Origin of the sequence: Halonotius sp. GCM10025705 (genome assembly GCF_042662885.1) — an archaeon.
Taxonomy (GTDB): domain Archaea; phylum Halobacteriota; class Halobacteria; order Halobacteriales; family Haloferacaceae; genus Halonotius; species Halonotius aquaticus.
This window is the reverse complement of the sequence record NZ_JBHSZD010000001.1, coordinates 441,791-466,510: the sequence shown is the minus strand read 5'-3', so window position 1 is coordinate 466,510 and position 24,720 is coordinate 441,791. Positions and strand designations below refer to the sequence as shown.

The 24,720-nt window shown below is 55.5% G+C and carries 23 protein-coding genes and 4 pseudogenes; 13 read left to right on the top strand and 14 right to left on the bottom strand.

The features are described from left to right. Window positions 1-9: 9 nt before the first annotated feature. Window positions 10-2,293: pseudogene (locus tag ACFQJB_RS02610) on the bottom strand (nitric-oxide reductase large subunit). A 174-nt stretch (window positions 2,294-2,467) separates the two neighbouring features. Beyond that, complete coding sequence (gene nirK / locus ACFQJB_RS02605; RefSeq protein ID WP_379723602.1) at window positions 2,468-3,568, bottom strand: copper-containing nitrite reductase; 1,101 nt, start codon at window positions 3,566-3,568, stop codon at window positions 2,468-2,470. Between the two features lie 1,015 nt (window positions 3,569-4,583). Here nirK and ACFQJB_RS02600 point away from each other — a divergent pair. Next, window positions 4,584-4,763, top strand: a pseudogene (locus ACFQJB_RS02600) (ArsR family transcriptional regulator); the annotation flags it as partial. Window positions 4,764-4,998: 235 nt separating this feature from the next. After that, on the top strand, window positions 4,999-5,478 hold the full coding sequence (locus tag ACFQJB_RS02595) for a hypothetical protein (protein ID WP_379723599.1): 480 nt from the start codon (window positions 4,999-5,001) through the stop codon (window positions 5,476-5,478). 54 nt (window positions 5,479-5,532) lie between these two features. Here the strand turns inward: ACFQJB_RS02595 and ACFQJB_RS02590 are convergent, their stop codons facing one another. Together ACFQJB_RS02590 and ACFQJB_RS02585 are read right to left on the bottom strand one after the other, a co-directional pair. Beyond that, on the bottom strand, window positions 5,533-5,895 hold the full coding sequence (locus ACFQJB_RS02590; protein WP_379728057.1) for an alpha/beta hydrolase family protein: 363 nt from the start codon (window positions 5,893-5,895) through the stop codon (window positions 5,533-5,535). Between the two features lie 152 nt (window positions 5,896-6,047). Continuing rightward, window positions 6,048-6,293 (bottom strand): annotated as a pseudogene (locus tag ACFQJB_RS02585) (alpha/beta fold hydrolase); the annotation flags it as partial. Window positions 6,294-6,485: 192 nt separating this feature from the next. On the opposite strand from ACFQJB_RS02585, the pseudogene ACFQJB_RS02580 reads away from it, so the two are divergent. Next, window positions 6,486-6,631 (top strand): annotated as a pseudogene (locus tag ACFQJB_RS02580) (IS1595 family transposase); the annotation flags it as partial. Window positions 6,632-6,716: 85 nt separating this feature from the next. Here ACFQJB_RS02580 and ACFQJB_RS02575 read toward each other — a convergent pair. Both ACFQJB_RS02575 and ACFQJB_RS02570 read right to left on the bottom strand, forming a co-directional pair. Further along, window positions 6,717-7,235: an adenylate kinase gene (locus ACFQJB_RS02575; RefSeq protein ID WP_379723596.1), complete on the bottom strand. Its 519-nt coding sequence runs from the start codon at window positions 7,233-7,235 to the stop codon at window positions 6,717-6,719. Continuing rightward, window positions 7,235-7,525 carry a DUF5789 family protein gene (locus ACFQJB_RS02570; RefSeq protein WP_120100844.1) on the bottom strand — a complete coding sequence of 97 codons (291 nt, stop codon included), beginning with the start codon at window positions 7,523-7,525 and terminating at the stop codon, window positions 7,235-7,237. Before ACFQJB_RS02570 ends, ACFQJB_RS02575 begins: the two co-directional genes overlap by 1 nt. 167 nt (window positions 7,526-7,692) lie before the next feature. Here ACFQJB_RS02570 and ACFQJB_RS02565 point away from each other — a divergent pair, with 167 nt between their 5' ends. Both ACFQJB_RS02565 and ACFQJB_RS02560 read left to right on the top strand, forming a co-directional pair. After that, window positions 7,693-10,008 (top strand): PAS domain-containing protein, encoded by a 2,316-nt coding sequence (locus ACFQJB_RS02565; RefSeq protein ID WP_379723593.1) that lies wholly within the window; start codon window positions 7,693-7,695, stop codon window positions 10,006-10,008. 246 nt (window positions 10,009-10,254) lie between these two features. Then, window positions 10,255-11,037: an SDR family oxidoreductase gene (locus tag ACFQJB_RS02560; RefSeq protein WP_379723590.1), complete on the top strand. Its 783-nt coding sequence runs from the start codon at window positions 10,255-10,257 to the stop codon at window positions 11,035-11,037. Between the two features lie 172 nt (window positions 11,038-11,209). Here ACFQJB_RS02560 and ACFQJB_RS02555 read toward each other — a convergent pair whose 3' ends face one another. Beyond that, window positions 11,210-12,268: a hypothetical protein gene (locus ACFQJB_RS02555; protein ID WP_379723587.1), complete on the bottom strand. Its 1,059-nt coding sequence runs from the start codon at window positions 12,266-12,268 to the stop codon at window positions 11,210-11,212. Window positions 12,269-12,889: 621 nt separating this feature from the next. On the opposite strand from ACFQJB_RS02555, the gene ACFQJB_RS02550 reads away from it, so the two are divergent. Next, on the top strand, window positions 12,890-13,609 hold the full coding sequence (locus ACFQJB_RS02550) for an SDR family NAD(P)-dependent oxidoreductase (protein WP_379723584.1): 720 nt from the start codon (window positions 12,890-12,892) through the stop codon (window positions 13,607-13,609). Between the two features lie 163 nt (window positions 13,610-13,772). Here ACFQJB_RS02550 and ACFQJB_RS02545 read toward each other — a convergent pair whose 3' ends face one another. Next, the gene (locus ACFQJB_RS02545; protein WP_379723582.1) at window positions 13,773-14,108 is read right to left on the bottom strand and encodes a sensor histidine kinase; all 336 of its coding nucleotides are present in this window, start codon (window positions 14,106-14,108) and stop codon (window positions 13,773-13,775) included. 47 nt (window positions 14,109-14,155) lie between these two features. After that, window positions 14,156-15,517 carry a histidine kinase N-terminal 7TM domain-containing protein gene (locus ACFQJB_RS02540; RefSeq protein ID WP_379723579.1) on the bottom strand — a complete coding sequence of 454 codons (1,362 nt, stop codon included), beginning with the start codon at window positions 15,515-15,517 and terminating at the stop codon, window positions 14,156-14,158. A 313-nt stretch (window positions 15,518-15,830) separates the two neighbouring features. Here ACFQJB_RS02540 and ACFQJB_RS02535 point away from each other — a divergent pair, with 313 nt between their 5' ends. After that, complete coding sequence (locus tag ACFQJB_RS02535; protein ID WP_379723576.1) at window positions 15,831-18,158, top strand: response regulator; 2,328 nt, start codon at window positions 15,831-15,833, stop codon at window positions 18,156-18,158. Between the two features lie 209 nt (window positions 18,159-18,367). After that, window positions 18,368-18,886, top strand: a complete 519-nt coding sequence (locus tag ACFQJB_RS02530; protein ID WP_379723573.1) for a hypothetical protein — start codon at window positions 18,368-18,370, stop codon at window positions 18,884-18,886. Window positions 18,887-18,958: 72 nt separating this feature from the next. On the opposite strand, the gene ACFQJB_RS02525 is transcribed toward ACFQJB_RS02530, so the two are convergent. Then, window positions 18,959-19,444, bottom strand: a complete 486-nt coding sequence (locus ACFQJB_RS02525; protein WP_379723570.1) for a metal-dependent hydrolase — start codon at window positions 19,442-19,444, stop codon at window positions 18,959-18,961. Window positions 19,445-19,619: 175 nt separating this feature from the next. On the opposite strand from ACFQJB_RS02525, the gene ACFQJB_RS02520 reads away from it, so the two are divergent. Next, window positions 19,620-19,802 carry a hypothetical protein gene (locus ACFQJB_RS02520; protein ID WP_379723568.1) on the top strand — a complete coding sequence of 61 codons (183 nt, stop codon included), beginning with the start codon at window positions 19,620-19,622 and terminating at the stop codon, window positions 19,800-19,802. A gap of 81 nt (window positions 19,803-19,883) precedes the next feature. On the opposite strand, the gene ACFQJB_RS02515 is transcribed toward ACFQJB_RS02520, so the two are convergent. Together ACFQJB_RS02515 and ACFQJB_RS02510 are read right to left on the bottom strand one after the other, a co-directional pair. Then, entirely contained in the window at window positions 19,884-20,234 is a 351-nt protein-coding gene (locus ACFQJB_RS02515; protein WP_120102559.1) for a hypothetical protein, read from the bottom strand. A gap of 85 nt (window positions 20,235-20,319) precedes the next feature. Beyond that, entirely contained in the window at window positions 20,320-21,057 is a 738-nt protein-coding gene (locus tag ACFQJB_RS02510; protein ID WP_379723565.1) for a DUF5806 family protein, read from the bottom strand. 120 nt (window positions 21,058-21,177) lie between these two features. Here ACFQJB_RS02510 and ACFQJB_RS02505 point away from each other — a divergent pair, with 120 nt between their 5' ends. Then, window positions 21,178-21,540 carry a universal stress protein gene (locus tag ACFQJB_RS02505; protein WP_379723562.1) on the top strand — a complete coding sequence of 121 codons (363 nt, stop codon included), beginning with the start codon at window positions 21,178-21,180 and terminating at the stop codon, window positions 21,538-21,540. Then, a complete protein-coding gene (locus ACFQJB_RS02500) occupies window positions 21,537-22,082 on the top strand; it encodes a GNAT family N-acetyltransferase (protein ID WP_120102562.1) in 546 nt (181 codons plus the stop codon). The genes ACFQJB_RS02505 and ACFQJB_RS02500 overlap by 4 nt, the downstream gene beginning before the upstream one ends. 1 nt (window position 22,083) lies before the next feature. On the opposite strand, the gene ACFQJB_RS02495 is transcribed toward ACFQJB_RS02500, so the two are convergent. Then, a complete protein-coding gene (locus ACFQJB_RS02495; protein ID WP_379723559.1) occupies window positions 22,084-22,533 on the bottom strand; it encodes a universal stress protein in 450 nt (149 codons plus the stop codon). Window positions 22,534-22,618: 85 nt separating this feature from the next. Between ACFQJB_RS02495 and ACFQJB_RS02490 the strand changes: the two genes are divergently transcribed. Both ACFQJB_RS02490 and ACFQJB_RS02485 read left to right on the top strand, forming a co-directional pair. After that, window positions 22,619-23,086, top strand: coding sequence for a universal stress protein (locus tag ACFQJB_RS02490; RefSeq protein WP_379723556.1), 468 nt, complete (start codon window positions 22,619-22,621; stop codon window positions 23,084-23,086). 60 nt (window positions 23,087-23,146) lie between these two features. Beyond that, window positions 23,147-23,590: a type IV pilin gene (locus ACFQJB_RS02485; RefSeq protein ID WP_379723553.1), complete on the top strand. Its 444-nt coding sequence runs from the start codon at window positions 23,147-23,149 to the stop codon at window positions 23,588-23,590. Window positions 23,591-23,608: 18 nt separating this feature from the next. Here the strand turns inward: ACFQJB_RS02485 and ACFQJB_RS02480 are convergent, their stop codons facing one another. Beyond that, entirely contained in the window at window positions 23,609-24,694 is a 1,086-nt protein-coding gene (locus tag ACFQJB_RS02480; RefSeq protein ID WP_379723550.1) for a geranylgeranyl reductase family protein, read from the bottom strand. Window positions 24,695-24,720: the final 26 nt, after the last annotated feature.

Sequence of the window (24,720 nt, the reverse complement as noted above, 5' to 3'; positions counted from 1 at the left end):
CGAATGGTCTCAGTCGTCGTTGAGGACGCCCTCAGCAACTGCCATGTCGTCGACGCTGGGTCGTCTTCTGAGGCTCGCAGCACGAACCGTTTGCGGATAAGATCGGCTGCATAGATCACAGTGCCGAGAATGATCAGCGTATCCCCCGGCAGCCGTGCCCAGAACAGATTCTGGATGATCGGTTGATTGTAGAACGCGAGACTCCGACCGGCGGCGTAGCTCTCGGTGAACACCGCTTCCAACTGCAGGAAGCCCACTGGGAGCACTGAGACGAATACCATCAGCGCGAGGCCGACGTTCCAGGCCCAGAATGCGGCCCGCAGCCACGAGCCATCCCAGCGATCGGGATTGATCGATAATTGAAGCATGTAGGTCACCATGCCCAACGCGAGAAAGCCGAACGCGCCGAACATCGCTGCGTGGGCGTGGCCGACGGTGAGGTAGGTGCCGTGTTCGTAGTAGTTGATCAACGGGAGATTAATGAAGAAGCCAGGACACCTGCACCGACGAAGTTCCAGACACCGCTGGCAACGATGAACATAAACGGCAGTTTGTAGGGGAAGCCACCCGAGGCGTCCATCACACGATACTGGCCGAGGGCCTCATAGAGGATGAACACCAGCGGCAGGAGCTCCAGCGTCGAGAACACGCTGCCGATTGGGATCCACATATCGGGCATTCCGATCCACCAGTAGTGATGGGAGACGCCGATGACGCCCGTACTCATTACGAGCAGGGCCTGCAACATCACCGCCTTCTCCGCGCTTCGGCGTTTGAGAAGATTCATCGAAACCAGCGTCAGGCCGATGATAGCGACGATGAAAAACTCGAAGGCACCCTCCACCCACATGTGGACGACCCACCACCGCCAGAATTCGGTGACGGCGATGTTTGTCTCGGGAGTAAAGAAGAAGCCTGCCGTGAACAACAGCGCGATCGAACCACCCGCATAGAGGATCATGTGAGCCAGCCCGTAGACCGGCTCACGGTCGAGCAACGGCTTCAGCCCTCGAATTGAGAGAACCGCCCAGAGACCGAAGCCGACCAGCAGCCCAAACTGCCAGAGCTTGCCAACCTCCAAATACTCCAGGCCCTCGTTGCCGATGAGCCACCACAGTTCGCCGTCGATGTAGCCGTTCGCGCCAAGCCAGATCCCGCCGAGGCCGCCGACGGTGACGACGACGATCGCACCGAGGAGCACATTGATGTATGTCGATTGTCGCTTGGGTTCATGACCGGTGAGAAGTGGTGGCAAGAAGAGTCCTGCCCCGAGCCACGTAGCCGCGATCCACAACACTCCCAGATCGATATGCCACGTCTTGGCGATGGCAAACGGCAGGAGTTGGAGAATATGGATTCCAAAAATCTCTTCGATGCCAAAGAACCCAGCCCGTTCGATATAGAAGTGAGCTAGCAACCCACCCAATAACACTTGCGCCAAGAACAACCCCGCAGCAACAGGGATAAACCGTAACGCTGCCCGCTGGCTGGGGAACACACTCACGTCACCTGGTTTCGGCACCGAGATGCCTTTTGAGGAGGGTTCAGGTAGGCTTACCGCGGTGTACAGCCAGATGCCGCCACCAGCTCCACCGACGAGTAGGATCATCGCAATCACACTCCATGTCATCGCTGCGCCGGTCGCATCGTTCCCAGCGTCAGGTTGGTATGGCCACTCGTTCGTATACGAGTTGTCACCACCAGGACGATCGGTATGAGAAAACCATGCCGTCCACATCGCGAAATCCGCAAACTGCTCGGCATCAGCTTCCGAGTCGATCATCCCTTCCGGGATGCCTCGGGCGTGGCTGCCCTCGTGATACCGCTCAACATATTCCTGTCGCACCTGCTGGTGGGCATAGAGTTCGGCAGCACTGTACTCAATCGCACCGCCGTCGTAGGACTGTGACAGATCTTGCTCGGTTACATCACCGATTGCGGCTTGTTGATCGGACGGGAGCGACTCGTAGTCTGAGCCATATTGGTCACGGGCATAATAGTCCCGCATGTGTTCGGTCTTCAGTGATAATGCATCGGCTGTGTAATCAGCACCGTAGTAGGCACCATTGCCGAGAATCGACCCATGGTTCATCAATCCGCCCTGCTGGAAGGCTTTCTTTCCCTCTCTGATATCTTCACCAGTCATCAGCGCTTCACCGTCTGGGCCAACGACTTCCTCAGGAATCGGTGGTGCTTCCTGGTACGCGAACCAGGCCCCACCGCCCATCACGAGGAGATTAAACACGAATGCAACGGCGATCACCTTCGCGATTGTCTTTCGTTGTAGTTGCATACAATCGGCCGTTCACACTACTGGGTCATGTATGAGGGATGGAACTGTCACCGATTGGTATACAATCCGAATGTGTTCGGCAGTTTCTTGTCTTATTTTCTGCCCTCACTCCTCGACATCTCCGTGGACTATCAGAACGAAAATAAAGCGACCAGAGCGACGATCAACACGGTGCTACGGATCAGCGGTGTAAATTTCTGGGTTTTCAGCACCACCAACGTTGACCGTCGCGAGACAGCCCTTGCGGGCGACTCGTGTGAGCGCGTGGTCGACAAGCTTGATTGTTTCAGGCACCGGGAACTCCATCATCGCAGCGGTTGTTGTCCCGGGTGCGACTGATGTTGTTTCGATGTCTGTCTGGGGCTCAGTACTTAACGATCCTTTCGGATAGAGCCGCGACCAGACGTTGCCGATCGCATGGAAGCTACTGGTGAGATTCGGGCCCCCGTTGACGAAGTAGACACGAGCTGTCTCACCAGTCTCAGCTTCGAGTGCGTGGCCATGGTTGTTGGCCGTCATCGCATACTTCTCTCCGTTCATCAGGACGTACGTCGGGTTCTCCCGCATCATCGAGTCAATGTCGAACCCGTGGTGACCTTCCTCGCCAGTATCACCCTTTGTGTAGACATCGTGTTGCCCGAGGTAGATCTCGTGGTCAACCTCAGGGAGGCCGTCTTTCGGTTCGACGAGGATCGATCCGAACATGCCCGCACTGATATGCATGTCCATATTCGGTACCGCACAGTGGTAGATATACGCACCAGGGTAGGTTGCAGTAAACTGGATTTCTGCATCCTCTCCGGGTGCTGTTGTCGTATCCTCCGCACCACCACCAGGGCCATACACGGCGTGGTAATCCACGTTGTGTGGGAGGTCGTTGCCCTCGGGGTTCTCGAAGGTGAGATTGACTGTGTCACCCTGGCGCACCCGAACCATCGGCCCCGGAACTTGGCCGTCATAGGTCATGTAATCGAACGTGACCCCTTCCTCGATTTCGGCGGTCACCTCCTTGACAGTAAGCGTTATATCGTGTTCGCGTGATTCCGAGCGGTCGATCGGGGCCGGAATATCGGTTGGATCCGCAGCCACGCGGTCGGCATCGACTGACTTCGCTTCTGGGAGTGCTTCCTCAGCAGTCGTTGTTGAGCTGCCATCGACGGTATTCTCGTCAGCCGTTGGTGCAGCCGATCCCATACACCCTGCAGCCACTATCGCACCGCCGACGCTGGCGGTCTTCAGTACGGTTCGTCGATCTGTTGTGGGTTGTTGTGTCATGGGCGTTCCCTCTATCTGGATGAATGGGGTGCCACCCTATCAACAGATATGCGGCTTCTTATCGGGTGGTACATCAATCGAACATATTCGGATTCGGGTTGAATCCCAAATCTATGATGTGCCCGGTTTTATTTCGCTATGATTTAGATTCGTCATATATCGTTCCTGACCAGGTGAGCAGGGAGTACGATACCGACCGATTGATTTGCTGAATGCAGCCTCCGTATCGGTCACCCGGGATTTGTCAACTACCAGATTAAATGATCCGCCAGTGTTGAATACGCGGCGCTTATGTGGCAATTACCCTTGATGGCTTTGCTTCTAATAATAACCACCATGTGAAAGGCCAGTCTTTCCGCTATTCTTTTCGCACTGTTTCGACTGATTCTTTAATCTATCACTGGTGACTTCGACAGTGTCACTATCAGTGTCTGGCCCTGAGAGCCTGTAATCGTACACGTGATACGAGCCATACACGTTTGATACTTCAAGAGTGGTGCCAACCGGATGCGACCCCACAGATTCGGTGAGTGTGACACGCCGTGTTACCATGGTCAAAAGAACGACTTTGCGCAACTTATGCAAATTGCATGGTGGATACCGATAATTATGCAAGAGAGGTAGCCAGTGAAATTTGAGGTTCGTTTTTACTGGATTTTGCTACCACGAATGCAACCGCTTTACCTGTGGGCTGTCACGAAGAACCGGCTAGATGGATACTCTCAATCACCCTATGCACCCCCTCAGACAGCCATATATAACCGTCTTGGTCAGACAAGCAGATAGATCATATGTCCTGTCTGAGTAATGACCCCATGGATGGTGTTCTAAACGAGGCATCAAACACAGTCCACAAACAAGAGGTAGGCAAACAAACACTCGAAAGTCCCTGTGGAGCAACGAATAACCTCTCAAAAGACCAACTCAGTCAGGCCGCCATTGATCAACTTGTCTCAACAACGACGACAAAATGTGGCCGATGTTTTGAGGATAGTGGTGGGTATTAGCTGACGAACTCGATGCGTCACGTCCGACGATCTCCCGCCGGCTTAATTCGCTTGAATCAACGGGGCTGATCGAGAGTACTGTTGCACTTGACCCCGACGGCCACCATCGGAAACGATTTCACGCCGTCGTAGATAGTACAACTCTCGCATTCAACAGCGGTGGAATTGAGATTTCGGCTGTAAGCTAACTGTACGTCCTCATCGTTTGTAGCCGACAGGGGCTCACGTACAACCTGTGACGATAGGCAGAGCCAGACAATGTAGATATGAGGTTACCACTGCTGGAATCAATCACTTTCGACTTCGACACTATCGTCAGCAACCTTGATCGTGGCGTCATCGATTTGCGGCTGATGGTTGCACCTGGAGTGGAGATAAAAACGTTCCAGAGAGTATTTATCATTTCTAACGTAACAAATCTGTGTGAGTTCCAATATCTTTCTGGCACGATCCACACCCACGGATTTCGATGCGACGGTTCGCTCAGCAGTCGAGACCGATGAATACCCAGAGCTGCCTGAACAGATTGCTGAACTGGAGTCAGTACGTTTCTTCGGGGCCCCCGAAAGTAGGGCCGATACCTTCGAAAAGATGACCGCGGGTGATCTGGTTGCATTCCATCAGGATGGCGAATACATCGGCGTTGGCCGGATCGGAACCACCTTCGAGGACGACAACGAGTGGGCTACGACGACAGTGTGGGACGATACATCCACGCCACTAATCTACACAGTAGCGGATTTCATTCCGGTCGCCGTTCCCACAGCAGCAGTCCATCGGATCTTCGGCTATGCGGACGGCTATTCGCCGCCAGCATTGATGCGTGTGGCTGCAAACCGTGTTACCAACCGATCGGAAGCAATCAAACAGGCCCTCAAACAATATACTGCCAAACATAGCTAACCAACTATTTGCCCCTGTTTGACCTCATTGTTGGTTAGCTTAGGCTGGGATTGATCACTTACCCCACGCCTCACATATTGTAGGAACGGATTCAACAAGTGTTTGGAGGTGATCTCCATTCTCGGTTACTCTTAGCGCTCCATTCGTTTCTTCGGCAAACTGCTGGGCATTCTCGATTGGGACGTTTGTATCATTGTCGCCATGCCAGATGACTATCGGGACATCGAGTGCGCTGAACTCAATTTCCCACTCTGTTGCTGTATTCCGGAATTCAGTGACCACACCCTGTCGTGAGTTCGCAACTGCTTCGAGGAAATCCGCCTTGACGACTGCCGCCACCTGCTCATCAATTGGGGTGTCAGGGTCGGCACCTCGATACTGCGATACGACAAACGAGGGATCACGTCGGGTTGCCATCCAAGCCTGTCCTCGAAAGAGGCCACGAAGCACTGTCGGAGTGTGTGTAGCAAGCATTCCGAGAGCCCGCTGCATCGCAGGCGTAGCTCACTGGCTGCTGGTGGGGTTGCTCCGGAGACGATGTCGATCCTTGCAACTCGATCATCATCGGTAGCCGCGGTGGCAATCGCATGTTGACTGCCCCCTGAGAAGGCAAGCAGGGCCGTTGTCTCAATCTCAGCATCGTCAAGGACAGTCGTGACATACTCCCCGGCGTCGGTGATCGATCGCGTTGGACACGGATCTGACTGGCCAAACCCCGGTCGATCAAATGTGAGTAGTCTGACGCCGGCTGTTGCCGCAATGTCGTCAAACAGTGCCCCTAACAATCGAGAGCCAGGCGTACCGTGGAACAACACAATCGGGTTCCCCTCCGGATCGCCGTACTCGCCATAGGCGATCGCTCTTGGGTAGAGGATTGTTGATCCCTTCTCAGCAGTAGTTAGAAGTCACAGCAGGCAGGGGTGACGCGACCGCGTCACCCGACGAACGATGATACCAATCAAGACGTTCGTCTCGGAGCGTCGGGCCGCGAATCTACTGAGACAGATTCGCTGGCGCGACGGTGGCTCTCGCCACATCGAGGATCTCTAAGGACAGGCTCACGCCATATCTTCGAGCATTTCAGCTCCGCCGTGAAGTGTTCCGAAAGCCAGGAAAAGAAGCACTCAAAATAATCCTCGAAACTGCGCTATGATTCACCAACAATCTACGCCACAAGAGCGTAGTTTCAACCCGAAGGAGATATCACAGGTTGGCTGCTAATCGGTCGGCCGCTTCCGCTATACTGCCTTCGTTTTCAGGAATTGTACCGGTGCGTCCTGATCTCGTGCATACTGGAGTGCAGCGGATCGGTTCAGGTGTTGTTCGAACGCAATTTTGCGCTCGGTGGCAGTCGCAGCCCCTGAATGAGCTTCAGCTCGGCGGTTCAGAATAGTTTCCGGATCGGCCTCAACGAGGATAAACGCCTTCGGCGCAACATCATCCAACACTTCATCGGGCAGTCCCTGTACGTAGCCACTTTCAGTTTCAACCGCCAAGTGCGTGGATAGGATAATATTCGTCTGAGTAGCCTCATCCGCGATGAACTCACCCGCCCGCCGTTGGAGCCGACGGGTCTGTGTTTGAGTGAGAGTCGCCAGTTCACTTCGATCAGTCGTTATCCCGGCAGTCGCAGCTTGTTCAAGCATCACGTCACCGAAGTTAATCAGCTTGTAGTCATCTGCGAGCTTGCCTCGAACGGCCTGACACACACTGGAGAGACCCACACCGGTGACTCCAGACACGAGTGTGACGCTCATCAGAAATTCACCTCCTGATCGTCATCTTGTGAGGGCCCGATGCCACCTCGATCATCGTAGAATTTCCGTCCGATAAACTCATCGCCGACGAAGGTCATCAGACTGCCATAGAGCGTATCAGCTGACTCAAACTCGTCAGTTTCGCACCGCTCTATGACGTCGCCAATCGTTTTGTTCTCCCCACCTGGTGCATGAAGTACAGTGTCACCAACCGTGTCTAACACTGTCGCTCGTGTCACAGGAAACTGAAGTTTCCGTGCAAAAAGATCGCGTGTTTCTGGGAGTCGCATACATGACACAGTGTGTCACGGAGTAAATCGATTGGGGTCATCGGGGAATTTTTTGTCAACCAGGTATTCAACGTTTCAATATAATTTGCATGAGAGCCAATATATTCACTTATTCAATTAATATCTTCGGTAAACTATTTATTTCGCATTATTATGGGCATTAACCAGTGACAGATTCCACTATTCAAATCCTCCATGTCGACGATGATCCCCATTTTACCGATCTCACAGCAGACCGTATCGAGACTGCTGGCGACCACTTCATCGTCGAGACTGCGACCAATGCTTCTGAGGGTATGGAAATCATCGACTCCCAATCAATCGATTGTGTCATCTCTGATTACGATATGCCTGGACAGAATGGAATCGAGTTCCTGCGAACGGTTCGGGACACCCACCCCGAGCTACCGTTTATTCTGTTTACTGGTGAAGGCAGTGAAAGCATCGCCAGTGAAGCTATCTCTGCAGGAGTGACCGAATACAAACGCAAAGAAAGCGGGGGCGACCAGTTTGAGTTGCTCGCAAACAGGATCGAAATCGCTGTTGAGCAGTATCGGACGGAACAAGAACTCGCAGATCTGAACAAACGGTTTGAACTCGCGCTGTCGGAGACGGATACAGGAATCTGGGAACTAGATCTCGACACGGGCACCATCTACTGGGATGAGACAAGTGAGCGATTGTTTGGGTACGATCCAAATGACTCTCCGAGCGCCTACGTTGGAGTCGGAACCAGGCTGACCGATGATGAGTCAGGTGGCGATACCATCCCTGCCGACCAGCCCGTTGAATCAGACGTGCGGTATCGGCCTGGATATGAAGATCGGATTCACCCTGAGGATATAAACCGTGTTTCGGAGCAGCTTGAACAGGCTATCAAGACCGGCGAGCAGTACAAGATTGATTTTCGAGTTCAACCGCCAGATGACTCCGAACGGTGGATCCAAGCACAGGGGGTCGTCGAATACGATGACAGTGATACCCCAACACGGGTCGTCGGAATTCAATCCGATATTACGGATCGAAAACAGCGGGAACGCGAACTCCAGGAGCTCAAAGAACGCTTCGAGCTGGCGGTCAATGGGGCAAACCTTGGGGTGTGGGATTGGAATCCCCAGACCGATGACGTGGAGTTCAATGATAATTGGGCTACGATGCTGGGCTACGATCCTGAAGCGATCAGTTCTGATCTCACAGAATGGGAACAACGGATCCATCCCGATGATCGTGAGTCCGTTGAAGCCGCCCTAAATGCCCATCTCGCGGGCGAAACCGACTATTATGATACCGAACACCGGATGCGAACCGCTGACGACGACTGGAAATGGATCCGAGATGTGGGGCGGGTGTTCGAACGCGATGATCAGGGCCACCCAGTTCGAGCAGTCGGCATTCATATCGATATTTCTGACCGGAAAGCCGTCGAAACAGAGCTTACACAAGCCCGTGAGCAACTGCGAGAGATTATCGATTTAGTGCCAGATTTGATCTTTGTCAAAAACTACGACGGCGAGTACTTACTGGCCAACGAGACGACAGCCACCATGTATGGGATGACACCGACAGAGGTAGAAGGGTCTCACGAACAAGACGTGATCCCATCAGGCGAAGAGTCAGACACGTTCAGAGCGGACGATCAAGCGGTCATCGAATCAGGAGATCCAAAGACTATCTCTGAAGAGGAGTTGACCACCGCCGATGGTGAAACCAAGATACTCCGAACCACGAAAATCCCATATGAGGTACCTGGCACCGGAGAAGACGCAGTGTTAGGCTACGGAAGAGACATTACCGAACTCAAAGAATACGAAACGGAACTTGAACGCCAGCGAGATAATCTGAACCTCTTGAATGGCGTTGTGCGGCACGATATCCGCAATGATCTTCAGTTGGTACGTGGCCATCTGCGGATGTTAGAAGACTCTGTTGAAGACGGACAGAACCACGTCCAGAAGGCCTTAGAATGTGTTCGGAGTAGTATCAACATCACTGACACGGCACGAGAGGTCACAGAGACGCTGCTTGAAACTGACTATGAGCGGGTTCCAACCGATCTGAGACAAGTTTTGAGTAGAGAAGTAGAATCTATACAATCAGCTGATGACTCCGCTGTGGTGACAATCGAAGAGACCATCCCAGAGATAGATGTGTTAGCGGATGATATGCTCGGCTCTGTGTTCCGTAATCTACTCACGAATGCTATTTATCACAACGACAAACAGACTCCAAAGGTAAGAGTGACAGTATCTAGTGACGATACTGTTGCCACGGTAAAAGTCGCTGACAACGGCCCGGGAATACCTGAAAATCAGAAGGACGATATTTTCCATAAAGATGAATGCGGGCTTGAGAGTCAAGGAACTGGATTGGGCCTGTATCTCGTTCAGACACTCGTTGACCGCTATGGCGGTGAAATAAGCTTTGAGAGTAATGACCCCGAAGGGAGTATATTTATTGTGAAATTACCAACGGCCGAGAAGTAAGCCAAACGGCGACCGCTGTTTCCTCCAGTTTTGCCTCTCTCGATAGGTATGGAGCTTGAACCCGAGACGGCTCACGCATGCTTGACCGGTGACCTGGACGTTGACGATTCCTGACACCGTTGACTGTCCCTGCCTCGCTTGAATTTTCTTTCTTGCAAAACTATCATGTTTATACATCGTTGACTTGCGTTGTGGTACTGTGTCACGTATGATCGACATCAGTCCACAAGCAACTGAGGAAGTACAATGAATCAATTACTCACAAACCAGACGGCTGTCGTGACAGGCGGCGCAAGCGGCATCGGCCGTCGGATCGCATTGACGTTTGCCGATCACGGTGCCGATGTCGTCGTTGCTGATGTCCGCGAAACACCACGAGAAGGTGGCGAACCGACCCACGAACAGATCACGACCGAGACAGACCAAACGGCGGTCTTCGTCGAGTGTGATGTAACCGAGCGGGCAGATTTGGAAACCGCCGTTGACGCCGCCGAAGAGCTCGGCGGCCTCGATATCATGGTCAACAACGCCGGGATCCACAGTGAGACACCCTTTTTCGAAATCACAGAAGCGGAGTACGATCAGCTCATGGATATCAACGTCAAAGGCGTCTTTTTCGGGGCGCAGGTCGCCGGCGAACGGCTGATCGAAAACGACGATGGCGGGACAATCATCAACATGGCAAGCCTGGCGGCAGATCAAGGGGCAGCTTACCAGACGATCTATACCGCTTCGAAAGGGGCAGTGAAATCACTGACCTACGCGCTGGCTGATGTCTTTGGTGGCCATGGAGTTCGCGTCAACGCAATCAAGCCAAGCTTCACCGAAACCCAGATGCTAGAACAAGGGGGAATGGGAGAAGGCGAAGCTGGCAAGCAACTCCAAGAGGCGATGCTGGGTGCGACACCCGCCGGTCGCTTCGGCCAACCCGAAGAGATTGCTAATGTCGCACTGTTTCTCGCCAGTGACCTGAGTGCCTACGTCAACGGTGAGTCGATCTTAGTCGATGGAGGGCTCGGGAATACCTAACCGAGATTCCTGCTGTATCTGGCACTGTTCGACCGCTTCGATATCGAATAAGTCGATCAAAAGCTTGCAAGATGGAGGGCGCATGGTCAGCATATGTTCCCCTCAATTACAATCGACAGTGCCTGATGAGTGAAGACTACGAAGGGCTATAATGAGTGTTTGAAACCCTCATTCAGAGATTGGACAGGATCAATTGGATTGCTTTTGGAGCGATGACACCGACAGTGAGTTGTGCCCACATCGTAAACGTTGCAGGGTATTCTTTGGTTGCCGAGACTAGTTCCATCCGGGTTCGCAGATCCTCATAGTCTTCTTGCGCTTCTTCCCGAAGCTCAAACTGTTCGATATCCCACGGCTCATCGACAAACTCACGGGCTCTATCATCCAGCTGTTGAATTTTTTCTCGCTTTTGCCGTCGCATGAACTTGTGAAGCGTATGAAGCCCATAGACCATCGTCGTAAGCGTCACAATCCAAACCGCTGTGAATAGGATATTTGCGATCTGACCCGGTGCGACAGCCCACGACAAATAGTCTCGAAGGAGATACGGCCCGTAAAGGGCAATTGCATATAGAATCAGCCCGATAATGAGGAAATAATACGCGAGCTTGACGAGTTCTCCTATTGGGCGCATGCCGCCCAGTTGTTCTGGATCATGATAGTAGAGCCCAATATTTGAGGCTGCAATCCGGCGTGGAACAAGTATCTCAACGGCAATGTACGTTGAAAGGAAGAGCGCAAAAATGGGTGCATAGCCGAATGGGATAATCACTAAGAACTGGATAACATCAGCGATACCGCCGGCATCATAGAGGGTAGGAAGTCCGATAATTAACAAGGCATTCGCTATCGTAAAACCAATGCCAGCGATCATGATTCCTGCTGTCAAGCGAGACGAAGTGAGTTTCTTAAATTGCTGAGGGTTCTCTGCCCGTTCAATCAGCTTCATTTCGTCAATTGCAGCAGCATACCTATCATGAAGTAACTGAGTGACGGCCGCTGCGCCAATCAACAGAATAGGCCGAAGTAGCCAAAGTGGGTTGTCTAAGAAAAAATACCCGTACCCTGTTGCAAACCGGACAGTCTGATTAATTATTTGTTCATAAAAAACGACAACGGCCGCATATATTACAAGTGGATCGTCAAGGAAGGGAACCACTTGAAACAACGACTCACCACCGATACGGTCTACAAACCGATCAACAGGAGTATGTTGAGGCGTTGCCTCCATAAATTGGCTCAACAAAGCGTTGATAATAATAATTCCTCTATTGCAATTTTTGGATCGATGTTGTTGCTAAATTACATGCAAGATTGAACCTCTACAGCTGGCACAGCAGTTCTTGGCAGCAGCCAATAAGATGATTTCACTGCTTCGGTCAGAATCTTGCCCGAACAGTTGGAATTCTGCGCGTCCTATTGGTAGGAGAAACCCGTGTCATCTACTACAAGCAACTTCGATATCGTGGTCTGAGGGGCCACCGGCTTCGCTGGTTGACTCGTCGCCAAACATCACACCAGCCACTACCCCGCTGCTGAACTGGCTGTCGTTTGGTGGGCGGAATGAATCAATTGGGGACGGTCAGGATCAGGTAAAATACGATATCGCCTGTGCCTCCGATTCGAGCTTGTTGAATTGGCCGCTCTCACAGACATCACACGCCGGAGGCTTCTCAATATCCGCATAGACTGTTTCGCAGCCAGCACACGAGAAGAATTGCAGGCAAAGCACACTATCTCTTAGAGGCGATCAGTCAAAACGACAGCGATCAGCCGAGATCACGAAGTTGCGTCGGGGCTGTGTCGATCTGCCAGTCCAGACTGTTTTGGGTTCACGGATCCAAGCACGTGTATGACACAGACAGCCGTAATCGCAGGCGTCGGCCCGGGATTGGGTGCATCGATAGCGCGAACCTTCGCAGCCAATGGGTGTAATGTCGCGCTGTTCGCTCGGAGCGAGGATTATATCGAAGCACTCGCTGACGACCTGCCGGATTCCGGTGACGGACTGGCCGTCCCAACTGATTTGCAGGATGTTGCGGCCATCGAATCAAGCTTCGAGACGGTCAGAGAAACCTACGGAAGCGTGGATATCCTCGTCAACCACGCCAGCGCAGCCGCATGGAAGGGACTCACCGATATCTCTCTGGAAGAGTTCGAAACTGCATGGGAGGTCAACGCACGTGGCGCGTTCGTCTGTTCACGGGAGGCTATCGACGATATGCTTGCAACCGGGGGCGGGACGATCATCTTCACCGGTGCGACATCGGCTGTCCGGAGTCTTGGGGGGACGATTGGGTTTACCGCAGCGAAGTTCGCCGCCCGTGGCATGGCGATGGATATCGCCCAAGAGTTCGGCCCTGAAGGAATCCATGTTGCCCACGTTGTGCTTGATGGACAAATCGATACGCCCGACCTGCGGACGCGCGATCCCGAGCGGGATCCTGACACGTTGTTGGATCCCGACTCGATTGCTGAAACCTACTGGCACCTCGTCGAACAGGATGACCACAGTACACAGCCGTTTGAGGTGCATCTCACAAACGGCCCCCAAAATACCGAATTCATGTAATGAAATTCGATCCGGATTCCGAGGATCGGAGTTCTCTGAGTCCGTGGATGACAAAACAGAGTCCACCAACGGCGGCCGCAAGTGCCTCTAGGAGTGTCCCAATGACCCACGAGGGACTATAGCCTCCGACGGCGAGCGCAGAGGGAAGGCGCCAAGAGCATGGCTATCCGTTTCGTAGATCGACCCCAGAAATCTCAAATCGTGCCCCGCCATCGGTACTCTCGGTGACGGTTATCTCCCAACCGTGGGCGGAGATGATCTCCTGAACGATCGCGAGGCCAAATCCGCTTCCACTTGTTTTGTCGGTATACCCACTCTGAAACAGCGTGTCTTGCTTATCTGCCGGGATGCCCTTTCCATCATCGGCCACAAAGAACCCCGAACGCTGGGCGTCTCCAGGCGGTGTGTTGTCTGCTCCAAGCAATCCCACACGAACAGACACGGGAGTGTCATTATGCTCAGCGGCATTCACATAGAGGTTCTCAAACACTTCGAACAACCGATCTCTATCGGCTTCAATCAGGAGTGAATCAGGGATCGAAACGGTCAGCTCACAGTGATCAATATCACTGTATGTCCAAGCTGTTTGGCAGCCGTTTCTAAGGCGACTGGGTCGGTATCCTCGATTGATTGACTACTCCGAGCCATCGTGAGCAGATCCTCGATCAATGTGTCCATCCGCCTCAAAGCCTGATCAAGCTCGTCTATCCGCTCGTTTTCATACTCCCGTTTGATCAGTTTGAGCCGGGCGATAGCGACGTTAAGCGGGCTTTGGAGCTCATGGGAGATAATACTCGCAAACTCATCGAGATACTCATTTTGTTCTTGAAGCTGTCGCTGACGCGCTTTCTGCTCAGTGATTTCATGTAGTCGAATCAACTGCCCTGAGTGGGTGTCCGAATCATTTGTAATGGGCACGCTTTCGCTGGTGTACGTTCGCTCCGTGCCGGCCATACTGAGAGTAAGTTCACCAGACTCAGCCGTCATAAACCACTCAACTGGCTCCGGGAGCGGCTCAAAGAACGCTGCCGCCGACATACCACGCCAGCCCGCTGGCGCGTTTGCCAACTCACGGGCTGCGAGATTGCAGTCCACAACGCGGTTGGTGTCATCAAGCATGACCACCGGATCGGCGAGTTGTTCAACGAGTTGCTGTCGTCCGATCGGAGCAACGCCAAGAAGACGGTACCGAAAGATAGCCACCGCAAAGCCGACAGCGGTTACCCCGAAGGCGATATGCGTCGGGTTCCATGTTGGGGGGACGACACCAAGAAACAAGAGCGTACTAACGCCGATCGGAGCCCCGGCACCGACACCAAGTGCAACAGCCTGGCCAGTGTAAATATCGCCCTTGTTTTTGAGGAGATACCGCCCTAAGATACCGCCGCTTACGACCGTGATCAGGTAGTTGTACAAGAGGAACACGCGAAACGCCGGTTCCAGTGTCCGATCGAGGATGATCCACTCAGCGAAGGTGATCCCCGCAATTGTCACTGGCCCTCGTGTAGTGACCCCGTTGACCTCAGTCCATAACTCTGGCTCGATAAGCACCAGCAAACTGGTGGCACCGATCGTAACAACAGCAAACCCCACTGTCCATCGATTGACCCAACGCGTATACCCTGAATATGTCAGCGCAAACCACGCCAACGAGTATGAAAACAGAAGCGCGACGACGGCATTGCCGAAGTTGATACCGGCTAAGATGAATGCTGGGATCGTTACCGTGTGAATGAAAATAGCCGTAAGCTGCCAGAGATTGATCGCAAACAGTAGTCCAATAAAACTGAGAAGTTCTGGTGTCCGACGGCGTTGATGATACTGTTGAAAGCTATAGAGCAGTAGTATCATCGTGAGGAGTAGCGTCACACCAAGGACAGGCACTTGTGGGTGTAATTGAAACGTCATACTGAGAGGGTGGTTACGTGAAAGATATTGTAAACTGGGTAAAAAAGGTGGCAGTTCCCGCTATACTGTATCTAATGAACAGCACAGCCGCAAGTTCGGTGAGCGCTCTCAAGAATAGACAGTAACCACGGGCGACAAATGTGTAGCGTCGGCTTCCTCCCCGACCGCAAGGGTTGGGGCATCCGCCTTGTACCGCCTGTGAATCACCGATGCAATCGACGAATCCCCGCGATTGCTGTCTTGGCAGGCTTATGTTCTAGACTGCTAATATATATGACCACAATTGATATCACTTCCATCAATAGAGAGGGGTATGGCTGACCCAGACGGTATCGATATTCTCCATGTCGACGATGATCCGGAGTTTTTGTCTGTGGTAGCTGATTTACTCGAAAAAGCAGAGAGCCGGATCACCGTTCAGACTGCGACGACAACGAGTGAGGGTATCGAGCAGATCGAAGCGGCAGCCCCCGATTGCGTTGTGGCTGATTATGAACTGCCGGGGGAGACCGGCATTGAGTTTCTGCAGACCATTCGTGAGACCCATCCAAATCTCCCCTTTATTATGTTGACCGGAAGAGGAAATGAAGACGTTGCCAGCGACGCGATCGCCGCCGGTGCGACCGACTATCTGCAAAAGAAGACCGCCTTCGAGCACCACCAGGTGTTGATCAATCGGATCACCAATGCTGTCGAACAGTATCACGCCACCAGGCGGGCGTCTGACCTCCAGCGGATTCGAAATCTTGTCAACGATATCAATCAGGCACTTGTCCGGGCTGAATCCCGGTCTGCGGCAGAAACGCGTGTCTGTGAGATCATCAGCGACGCCGACCCATACCGGTTTGCATGGATTGGGGGCGTCGATGAGGCTACCCAGGAGGTGATCCCCAGAGCGTCAGCTGGGATCGAAGCAGCTTACCTAGATGCCATTACCGTGACCGTCGACGAGACGGCCACTGGCCGGGGGCCTGGTGGAACGGCCATCCGTGACCAGCGGGTGGCAGTCTCCCAAGATGTGTCGGACGATCCGACGTTCGAACCGTGGCGCGATGAAGCACTGGAACGCGGCTACAAAGCTGTGGCTGCCACCCCCTTGGCGTACGAAGAGACCCTGTATGGTGAATTAGTCGTCTACGCTGATCGGCCCAACGCATTCACCAAGCATGAACAACAACTCCTGTCGGAACTCGGCGATGACATTGGCCATGCAATTCACTCATTAGAGCTGCAAGCGTCGCTTCGCGAGGAGCGCAACCGCCATCAGGCCCTCTTTGCGAACGCGCCAACGCCGGTGATAGCTGTTGATCAAACTGACCCAGAGTACCACCGCATCATCGACGTTAATGAGGCCTTTACCGATGTGTTTGGCTATAGCGCAGACCAAGTTATCGGGTCAGATGTCGCCGACGCTGTCGTGCCAAAAGAGGGATTAGAGGAACACAAGCAGTATCGACAGCGAGCGTTGGCCGGCGACTCAATCATTTCAGAGGTAAAACGTGAGACGGCAACGGGTGTTCGTGAGTTTCTGTTACACGTCATTCCATTTGGGACGGCCGATGACGACCCCGCATACACATTCGCCTGGTATACCGATATCACCGAGCGAAAGGCACGGAAACAGGAGCTTGAACGGACAAACACCGTCCTCCAGACGATGGTTGACAATCTCCCGATGGGGGTGCTCATTGAGGACGCTGACAGAGAAATCATCCTCGCCAACGACCAACTTGGTGAGACACTTGGCGTCCCGATAGACGGCGAGGAGCTGATCGGACGTGATTGTGCGCGTGCCGCTAAGGAGATCCAACACCGATTCGCTGAGCCAGAGCAATTTATCGAGAAGACTGAGACCCATCTCCAACAGCGGGACTTTGTAACAAATGAAGAACTTGTCCTTGCTGACGACAGCGTGGTTGAACGCGATTACGCCCCGTATACGCTCCCGAGTGGACAGGCCAGCCTGTGGCTGTACCGTGATGTCACCGAGCAAAAACAGCGGGAACAAGCGCTCCAGCATCAAAACGAGCGGCTTGAAGAGTATGCGAATATCGTCGCCCATGATCTTCGAAATCCCTTGAATACGGCCTATGGTCAACTCCAATTGGCGCAAAACGAGTTCGACAGCGAGCGGCTGTCACGTGCGTCCGGCAGCATCCAACGCGGCTTGGATCTGGTTGATGATATGCTCACGCTCGCCCAACAAGGGGACGATGTCGATACATTGCGGCCTGTTGCTCTGGACACGGAAGCCACCCATTGTTGGGAAACAGTTGCTACTGAAACGGGGACGCTGGAGATTGCGAGTGACGTGACGATCGAAGCAGATCCAAGCCGTTTCCGACAGCTCTTGGAGAATCTCTTTCGGAATGCCGTCGATCATGGGGGCGCGGATGTGACGGTTCGGGTCGGCGCACTTTCAGATGGTTTCTATGTAGAGGATGATGGCGATGGCATCCCCGAGGATCGCCGTGAGTCGGTGTTTGAGGCCGGGTCGTCAGGCGATACCGATGGCACTGGGTTTGGGTTGGCGATCGTCAAACAAATCGCCCGTGCGATGGAGTGGGAGGTTGCAGTCACGGCAAGTGATGATGGGGGCGCGCGGTTTGAATTCCGGAATGTTGTCACACACGAGGAGTAAGCGATCACGTCTCTCGCTCCACTCACTCGTCGAAGCGCGTGTGGATCCAAGAAGAAAGCACACTGAGCTGCCGTGTTGTATGCTGGGTGACGATTCCGTATTATTAATTTGCTGGAATACCAAGATGCAAATCGAACCGATCTGACTGACGGCATCGTGCGGAGAATAGTTGCTGCAGTTGACGATGTTCCACTACGAGGACAAGCCCAATGCCTGCAAGCTCACAGCCGGGTCAGCAAAATCGCACCGTTACACAGGAAGAGCACTATGCCGTCTACGACCGTGAGGACGGTGGTATTTGCCACACCGACGACGGTATCGTACGCAGCGATAGCCGCGAAGAAGCAGCTGAGAAGCTGTCCGGTGTTGCCGAGCAGCTGGGGATCCCAGAAGACCGCCTTGCGGTTGTGCAGCTAACCATCACACCGGTCGAGACCGCGTCGACAGAGACCGATGGCGACAAGACGCACGACACCGGCGCTGATCGCACCACCGGTTCGCTCATGGTCACCCGCGGCCCACACCGGCAGAACAGAAAACTCGTCGAATACCGTCAGGCGGAGGATGGTGCCTGGGCAGTCAAAACACCCGAAGACGACGAGTTTTGGATCTTTCTGCGTTCGGGCACCGAGCGCGATGTGCATCAACATATTCGAGCAAAATGGGATGCGACCTACAGCAACCCCGACGCATTCACAGATCAGAGTTGTCCGACCGAGGATCTGTAGATCCACTTTTGCGCACGGGAGAGCAGCCATTCGTCGGCAATAACCCCGATAGAAATACTGCACCCGTCGTTGTTACCCGACCCCCAACACAACAAGCACCCAACCGCCGGTCACCGCAATCCCGAGGCCGAAGAGCCCATAGTTGGCGAGCGTGTTGTCTGCCCGCGTTACTGACAGGGAGTAGGTTCGCGGCAACGGCCACAGCAGGGGGATACCCGCAGGCGTGAGCGCGTCGCCAACGAGATGCGCACCGACGGTGAGGAAACCGAGCAAAAACCCGAACGTCCCCAGTCCCAGCCCGGCAACGCGAAACACATCGCCAAGGGCGACGCCAACCACAGCGAAGAGGCCACCGACAAGCCCCGCAAAGACCAGCGAATGCGTCACCCCACGATGCTCGATCACCGGGAGTCGATGGTCGATATCAGGAAGCATCGCAAACCAAAGCAGTACCACACCGGTCAGCATCGCGGCTTCGGGTTCGCCGACGCTCACAAGCCAGTAGCCGACCGGCGCAAAGACAAGCAGCGAGACGCCGAGGTGGCCCTTACGGTACATACATCACCCCCGCCCAGTGGCCACAAAAGGGGTTCGACTGTGTCGGATCGATCACCTGGAGCAAGAGGAAGCAGTCAGTCGATATCGACAGCGATGGAACCGCGGTTCTTGCGGCGTGTTTTACTTTCACTCCGCTTGGCGACCGCTTATGTTGAATTACCTCCTATCAAGGGGTATGAACGCACTCAAAGCACACACCGCAACTGACACCCCCGACGCTGAGCGTCACGATACCCACGGGCACACGATCGGCGACACTCAGCCCCCGACGACCGGCTTCGATGCCCGCGATCGGCTCCTTGGTCGGCTTGACGATACCACCGTTCAGCAGGCTGCTGCACCGCTGGCACACCAATAAGAACCAATTTGCTCGTCGCGTTAATACCTGGACGACAGCAGTGCCGCCGGTTGTGAGCGGGATGTGAGAGCCAAAAACGGGTTATTTGCCGCGTTGCCGCCGAACAGCCCACTCTTCTTTTGAGACAACATACAGGAGCACCTCAGTAGTAAGCCCCTCGTCGTCGTCGTCGGCATCGACAATGGAGTAATGGATCGCGCGGTCGACGACACGGAAGTTCATAGCCTCCTCACCACGGGGTCGCTCGGTGTCGTTTGTATCGTCGATCTGGAAGTTTTGGAGGCTGACGAGGTCGCCGACAGCGGGCACCGGGGGTGAACAGCCCGAGACAGCACCGATCTCCTGTTCGGTATCATCATCGAGGAGAATGATCTCCGTCTGTTCGGACTGCTGGTGGTCGTCAGGCTCGTCCAAGGAGGCGTTGCTGGCCATACATTATAACAAATTAATGTGATTATTAAACTGTCGGCTGAAGCACTGTATCTACTGGTTCACCCCACACCACGGCCGCGAGGACTCACTCCGAGGCGTCGGGTGTGTGCGTGTGGCCGCAGTTGGGACACTCAACTTCCTCGCTGCGGAGCTCCGCGCTCTGCTGGCGAACATCCCGCATCACCGAGGAGATCCGTTCTTCGGCGTCGAGTTCCTCAGCGACCGCGAGGTCAACGCCTTCGACCTCCAAGAGGAATTTGGCGACCTCGGTCACCTCATACATCAGATCGTCAAGTTCGTCGGCCGTGAAGAAGCCCGACATCGCTCCGTAGAGAAACGTCGCACCGGCCTGCGTCACCTTATCCTCGAAGGAGGATCGCGCCTGATTGACTGCCTGAGGGCTGTAGGTGTCGGTCATAAACGGGATTAGCTCCGGGAGGTTCTCGCCGATCTTCGTCATCTCGACACCCGTTTCGGTGCGGAAATCCGCACACAGCCGGGCGATGGCCCACTCACGGGCGGTGATATAGGTGCGGTCGCGCAGAAACTCGTTGACGCGGTCGTACTGCGCGCCATCCATCTTCGTGAACCGCTCGTATTTCCGGACATCGGCTGGAATCTCCGTCTCAGCGTCGGCCGCTCGGCCCTCAGTTTGAGCGGTCGTGGGGTCGTCGTCGGCCGCTTGCCCCTCGGTCGGAGCAGTCGTGGGGTCGTCGCCGGCCGACTGGTCGCGTTCCTCGCGTGGCTGGCCGTCGTCACCGGCCGGCTGGTCACCGTCGCCGGGCGGTGAGTGAGGCTCGGCGTCGGCTGCGTCGTCATCCATATTTCCACTCCGAACGGCCGCTTGAAAAACGTTGTCGTGGTCGCCACCACAGCCGTGAGGGCGGTTGCAAGGCGGTCGGACGGACAACGCTTTTAGTGAGTCGCCGCAACCGTCTCTTGCATGAACGTACTCGTGGGGGTCGGCAGCCCAAACGACTCGCCGGCCGCCATCGAACGAACCATCCAGCGGGCGGCGAGGGTTGCCGACGAGCTGACCGTCGCCATCTGCAACCCCGATGCCGCCACGGATGCGTCGCTTGCGGCGACTGTGACGGAAACACTGGAGGAACATGACATCACGGCCGCGACACGCCACGTTTCGGGCCAACCGGGCAGCGAACTCGTCGATATTGCCGAATCAGAGGGGTTCGACGAGATCGTCCTTGCCGGCGGCCAGACGAGTCCGATGGGAAAGATTACGATCGACAAAACGGTTGAGTTCGTCGTACTCAACGCACACACCACGGTGACTCTCGTCCGATGAATTCGGAACGTCGCTACCCTGAGACCATTTCAGGCCCGTTTGAGGAACCGCCAATCCACTTCAGCGATCGGGAGGATCGTGACATCGAGATCCGCCCGTATGATGGCTCCGAAGCGGAGTACGAGGCACTGGCAGAGATGTACGTCGAATTCGACCCCTCAGATCGTGCCCAAGGCATTCCACCGGGGCGAGAGTCACGGGTGCGAACCTGGCTTGACGGCATCCTCGCCGATGACTGCTACAATCTGATCGCGTGGGACGGCGACACCGCCGCCGGCCACTCAACGCTCGTCCCCGACGGCGACGATGACTACGAGTTGGCGATCTTCGTCCTCCAAGACTACCAGGAGGCCGGGATCGGCACCCACCTCATCGAGTCGCTGCTCGGCTACGGCTACAGCGAGGGGATCAACTGCGTCTGGCTCACTGTCGAACGCTGGAATCACGCTGCCGTCTCGCTGTACGAAAAGGTTGGCTTCGAAACAACAGGCGCAGAAAGCTTCGAGCTTGAGATGGCGATCCGACTCGCCGAGGACGACTAACTCAGACCGACAGAACCGGCTGACTCGCGTACAGCAGGACGTATTCGGCGGCTTTCTCCAAGACATCGGTGTCGCTGTCGTTGGCTGGTTCCCGCGGGACAACGACGAAATCCGCCCCGAGATCCTCGGCCGTATCGAGGACAACGCTTCCCGGGTGTAGCGTCTTGATCTCCGTCGAAAAGCCACGGGTAACGGAGGTCGAGAGCTCGACGCTGGCGTCGGCAGCGATCTCATCGAGCCTGTCGCTGAAGGATTCGGTGTCGGTGGCGATCTCGGCGTCGGTGACCGTCCCGTCTGCCAGCCCACGCACGCGCGGCTCACCGAGGATGTAGGCCGCATGGACAGCCGCGTCGTACCGGTCGGCGATCGCCACCGCGTACTCGACGGCGGTCGTAGACTCCGGGCTCCCGTCGACCGGGACGACAACGAGCTCAATATCGAGGTCGGCCATACCATCTACTCCACCCGGCGGCCACAAAAACACTCCCTTCCGTCGGCGTGATCGGCGATCAGCCGCGGTCGAACACCACCGTTTTATGACCGCTGCCACCGAACTGACTGGCATGTTCGAGACGATCGTCGTGGCGACCGACGGCTCAGACAGCGTCAGCCGAGCGGTCACTGTTGCACTTGATGTTGCCGACCGGTTTGACGCAACCGTCCACGCGCTGTCGGTTATCGACACCGACACGGGTGAGGATACCCCCGACCGACGCGACGAACTGAACGCCCACGCCGAGGACGCCCTCGACCTGGTCGAAGGGGAAACCGATCAGCCCGTTGTGACGACCGTCCGGGAGGGTGAGCCCGCCGAGGAGATCAGCGCCTACGCCGAGGAGATCGATGCCGATCTGGTCACGACTGGCACCCGCGGCCGCCACGGCGAAAATCGGTTTCTGCTCGGCAGTGTCGCCGAACGCGTCGTCCGGATCTGTCCGGTGCCGGTGTTGACGGTGCGGCAACTGGCAGCCTTCGAGGACGACGACCCCGTCGAGGCCGCATAGCCGCTCCCCGGAGCCACGCCGTAGCTTCAAGTACGAAGCCGCGGCCACGGCGGGATACCGATGGTCGAGCTTTCGTTTCCGACCGACAGCCGTGGCGTCTCGCCGGTGATCGGCGTGATCCTGATGGTCGCACTGACAGTGATTTTGGCAACGGTGCTCGGAACGGTGGTGCTTGATTTTGCCAGTGGGCTCTCCGAACAGCCGCCGCAGGCGGCCTTCGGATACGAACGCAACGATGCCGATGAGATCACGATCACCCATGTCAGCGGCGATCAGATCGACAACAATCGCGTTCGGATCACCGTCGACGGCGACGAGGTGTACCCCGATGACTCCGACGCGGCGGTCTCGAAAACCGGGTGGGCCAGCCCGATCGAGGCCGGCGATACGGTCGATATCGAGGACACCGACGCGGATGGTGGTGACACCGTGCGGATCATCTGGCAAAACCCCTCAGGCCAGTCGGCAAACACGCTCAGCACGTGGCAGTGGCCGCAAGGATAACGGCACAGACGCCGGTAGCTACGAAAACACCCGCTTGAGGTGTTGCTTCGAGAACAGCGAGGTTGGCTTGTCCATGTGGACGCCGATTTCGCCTGAGAGCGCGCGGAGGCCGAACCGCTGGATCGGTTCCGGCAGCGAGTAGCCACGCCGGATCAGGTGGCCGAGTCTGATTTCACTTGAGAGCGTTTCACGCCACGCGGATTCGTAGATCCCGAGTGAGTCGGGGCGATCCGGCTGGATGTGGCGGGCCGCGCAGTCGGCAGCGGTCATGCCGTAGAGGATGCCGCCACCGGTGAAGGGCTTCGTCTGTGCGGCCGCGTCGCCGATAAGGAACACGCGGTCAGTTGTGACCGTCTCCGGCGGGCCAATCGGAATCGCGCCCGAACAGAAGTGGTCGGTGTCGACATCGTACTGTTCGGTGAGGATATCGAAGCGATCGTTGACATCAGCACCCGGCGCGGCCGCCAGCCCGTACTCGACACCGGCGTCGCCGCGAGGGATGCGCCACGCGAAGAATCGCGGGACAGTGAGGTGGACATCGACGTAGTCGCCGTGGTCGTCCTCGTCGGTGAACGCGAGGACGCCGTGGAGCTTTTCTTTCGGTTCGGGGAGTTCGACTGACTGCCGGACGCGGGAGACCGGGCCGTCGCAGCCGGCGACCATGCGGGCCTCGATTTCCGTGGGTTCGGCTTCGTCGGCGACGCTGACGGTAAGCACGACCCGGTCGTCGCGTTCGTCGACGCCGGTGACGGTGTGGCCTTCGCGGATCTCCACGCCGGCGTCGCGGGCGGCGTCAGCGAGCGTGCGGTCAAGTTCGACGCGGTCGATGACGTTCGAGATCTCGTCGGTTTTGTAGAACAGGTTGGCGTCGCTGTCGGGGCCGCCGGTGTAGAAGTTCGCGCCATAGACGCGGTTCTGGAGGAGGTCGTCCTTGGCGTCGTCGGGGACATAGTCCCAGATGTCGGTGCTGACGTGGCCCGAGCAGGCGAGTGGGGTGCCGACGGTGCCCTTTTCGAGGCCGAGCACGTCGTAGCCCGACTCGGCGGCACGGCGGGCGAACCGCGCGCCAGCAGGGCCGACGCCGACAACGACGAAATCGTACATTACGGTTGAGTTGTCGAAGTGGATGT

Coding starts and splice junctions, on each gene's coding strand:
- ACFQJB_RS02505 (WP_379723562.1), top strand. CDS start 21,178: ATGAACGTACTCGTGGGGGTCGGCAGCCCAAACGACTCGCCGGCCGCC.
- nirK (WP_379723602.1), bottom strand. CDS start 3,568: ATGACACAACAACCCACAACAGATCGACGAACCGTACTGAAGACCGCC.
- ACFQJB_RS02500 (WP_120102562.1), top strand. CDS start 21,537: ATGAATTCGGAACGTCGCTACCCTGAGACCATTTCAGGCCCGTTTGAG.
- ACFQJB_RS02520 (WP_379723568.1), top strand. CDS start 19,620: ATGAACGCACTCAAAGCACACACCGCAACTGACACCCCCGACGCTGAG.
- ACFQJB_RS02590 (WP_379728057.1), bottom strand. CDS start 5,895: ATGGCAACCCGACGTGATCCCTCGTTTGTCGTATCGCAGTATCGAGGT.
- ACFQJB_RS02560 (WP_379723590.1), top strand. CDS start 10,255: ATGAATCAATTACTCACAAACCAGACGGCTGTCGTGACAGGCGGCGCA.
- ACFQJB_RS02515 (WP_120102559.1), bottom strand. CDS start 20,234: ATGGCCAGCAACGCCTCCTTGGACGAGCCTGACGACCACCAGCAGTCC.
- ACFQJB_RS02535 (WP_379723576.1), top strand. CDS start 15,831: ATGGCTGACCCAGACGGTATCGATATTCTCCATGTCGACGATGATCCG.
- ACFQJB_RS02570 (WP_120100844.1), bottom strand. CDS start 7,525: ATGCGACTCCCAGAAACACGCGATCTTTTTGCACGGAAACTTCAGTTT.
- ACFQJB_RS02555 (WP_379723587.1), bottom strand. CDS start 12,268: ATGGAGGCAACGCCTCAACATACTCCTGTTGATCGGTTTGTAGACCGT.
- ACFQJB_RS02525 (WP_379723570.1), bottom strand. CDS start 19,444: ATGTACCGTAAGGGCCACCTCGGCGTCTCGCTGCTTGTCTTTGCGCCG.
- ACFQJB_RS02575 (WP_379723596.1), bottom strand. CDS start 7,235: ATGAGCGTCACACTCGTGTCTGGAGTCACCGGTGTGGGTCTCTCCAGT.
- ACFQJB_RS02510 (WP_379723565.1), bottom strand. CDS start 21,057: ATGGATGACGACGCAGCCGACGCCGAGCCTCACTCACCGCCCGGCGAC.
- ACFQJB_RS02495 (WP_379723559.1), bottom strand. CDS start 22,533: ATGGCCGACCTCGATATTGAGCTCGTTGTCGTCCCGGTCGACGGGAGC.
- ACFQJB_RS02490 (WP_379723556.1), top strand. CDS start 22,619: ATGACCGCTGCCACCGAACTGACTGGCATGTTCGAGACGATCGTCGTG.
- ACFQJB_RS02540 (WP_379723579.1), bottom strand. CDS start 15,517: ATGACGTTTCAATTACACCCACAAGTGCCTGTCCTTGGTGTGACGCTA.
- ACFQJB_RS02550 (WP_379723584.1), top strand. CDS start 12,890: ATGACACAGACAGCCGTAATCGCAGGCGTCGGCCCGGGATTGGGTGCA.
- ACFQJB_RS02480 (WP_379723550.1), bottom strand. CDS start 24,694: ATGTACGATTTCGTCGTTGTCGGCGTCGGCCCTGCTGGCGCGCGGTTC.
- ACFQJB_RS02530 (WP_379723573.1), top strand. CDS start 18,368: ATGCCTGCAAGCTCACAGCCGGGTCAGCAAAATCGCACCGTTACACAG.
- ACFQJB_RS02485 (WP_379723553.1), top strand. CDS start 23,147: ATGGTCGAGCTTTCGTTTCCGACCGACAGCCGTGGCGTCTCGCCGGTG.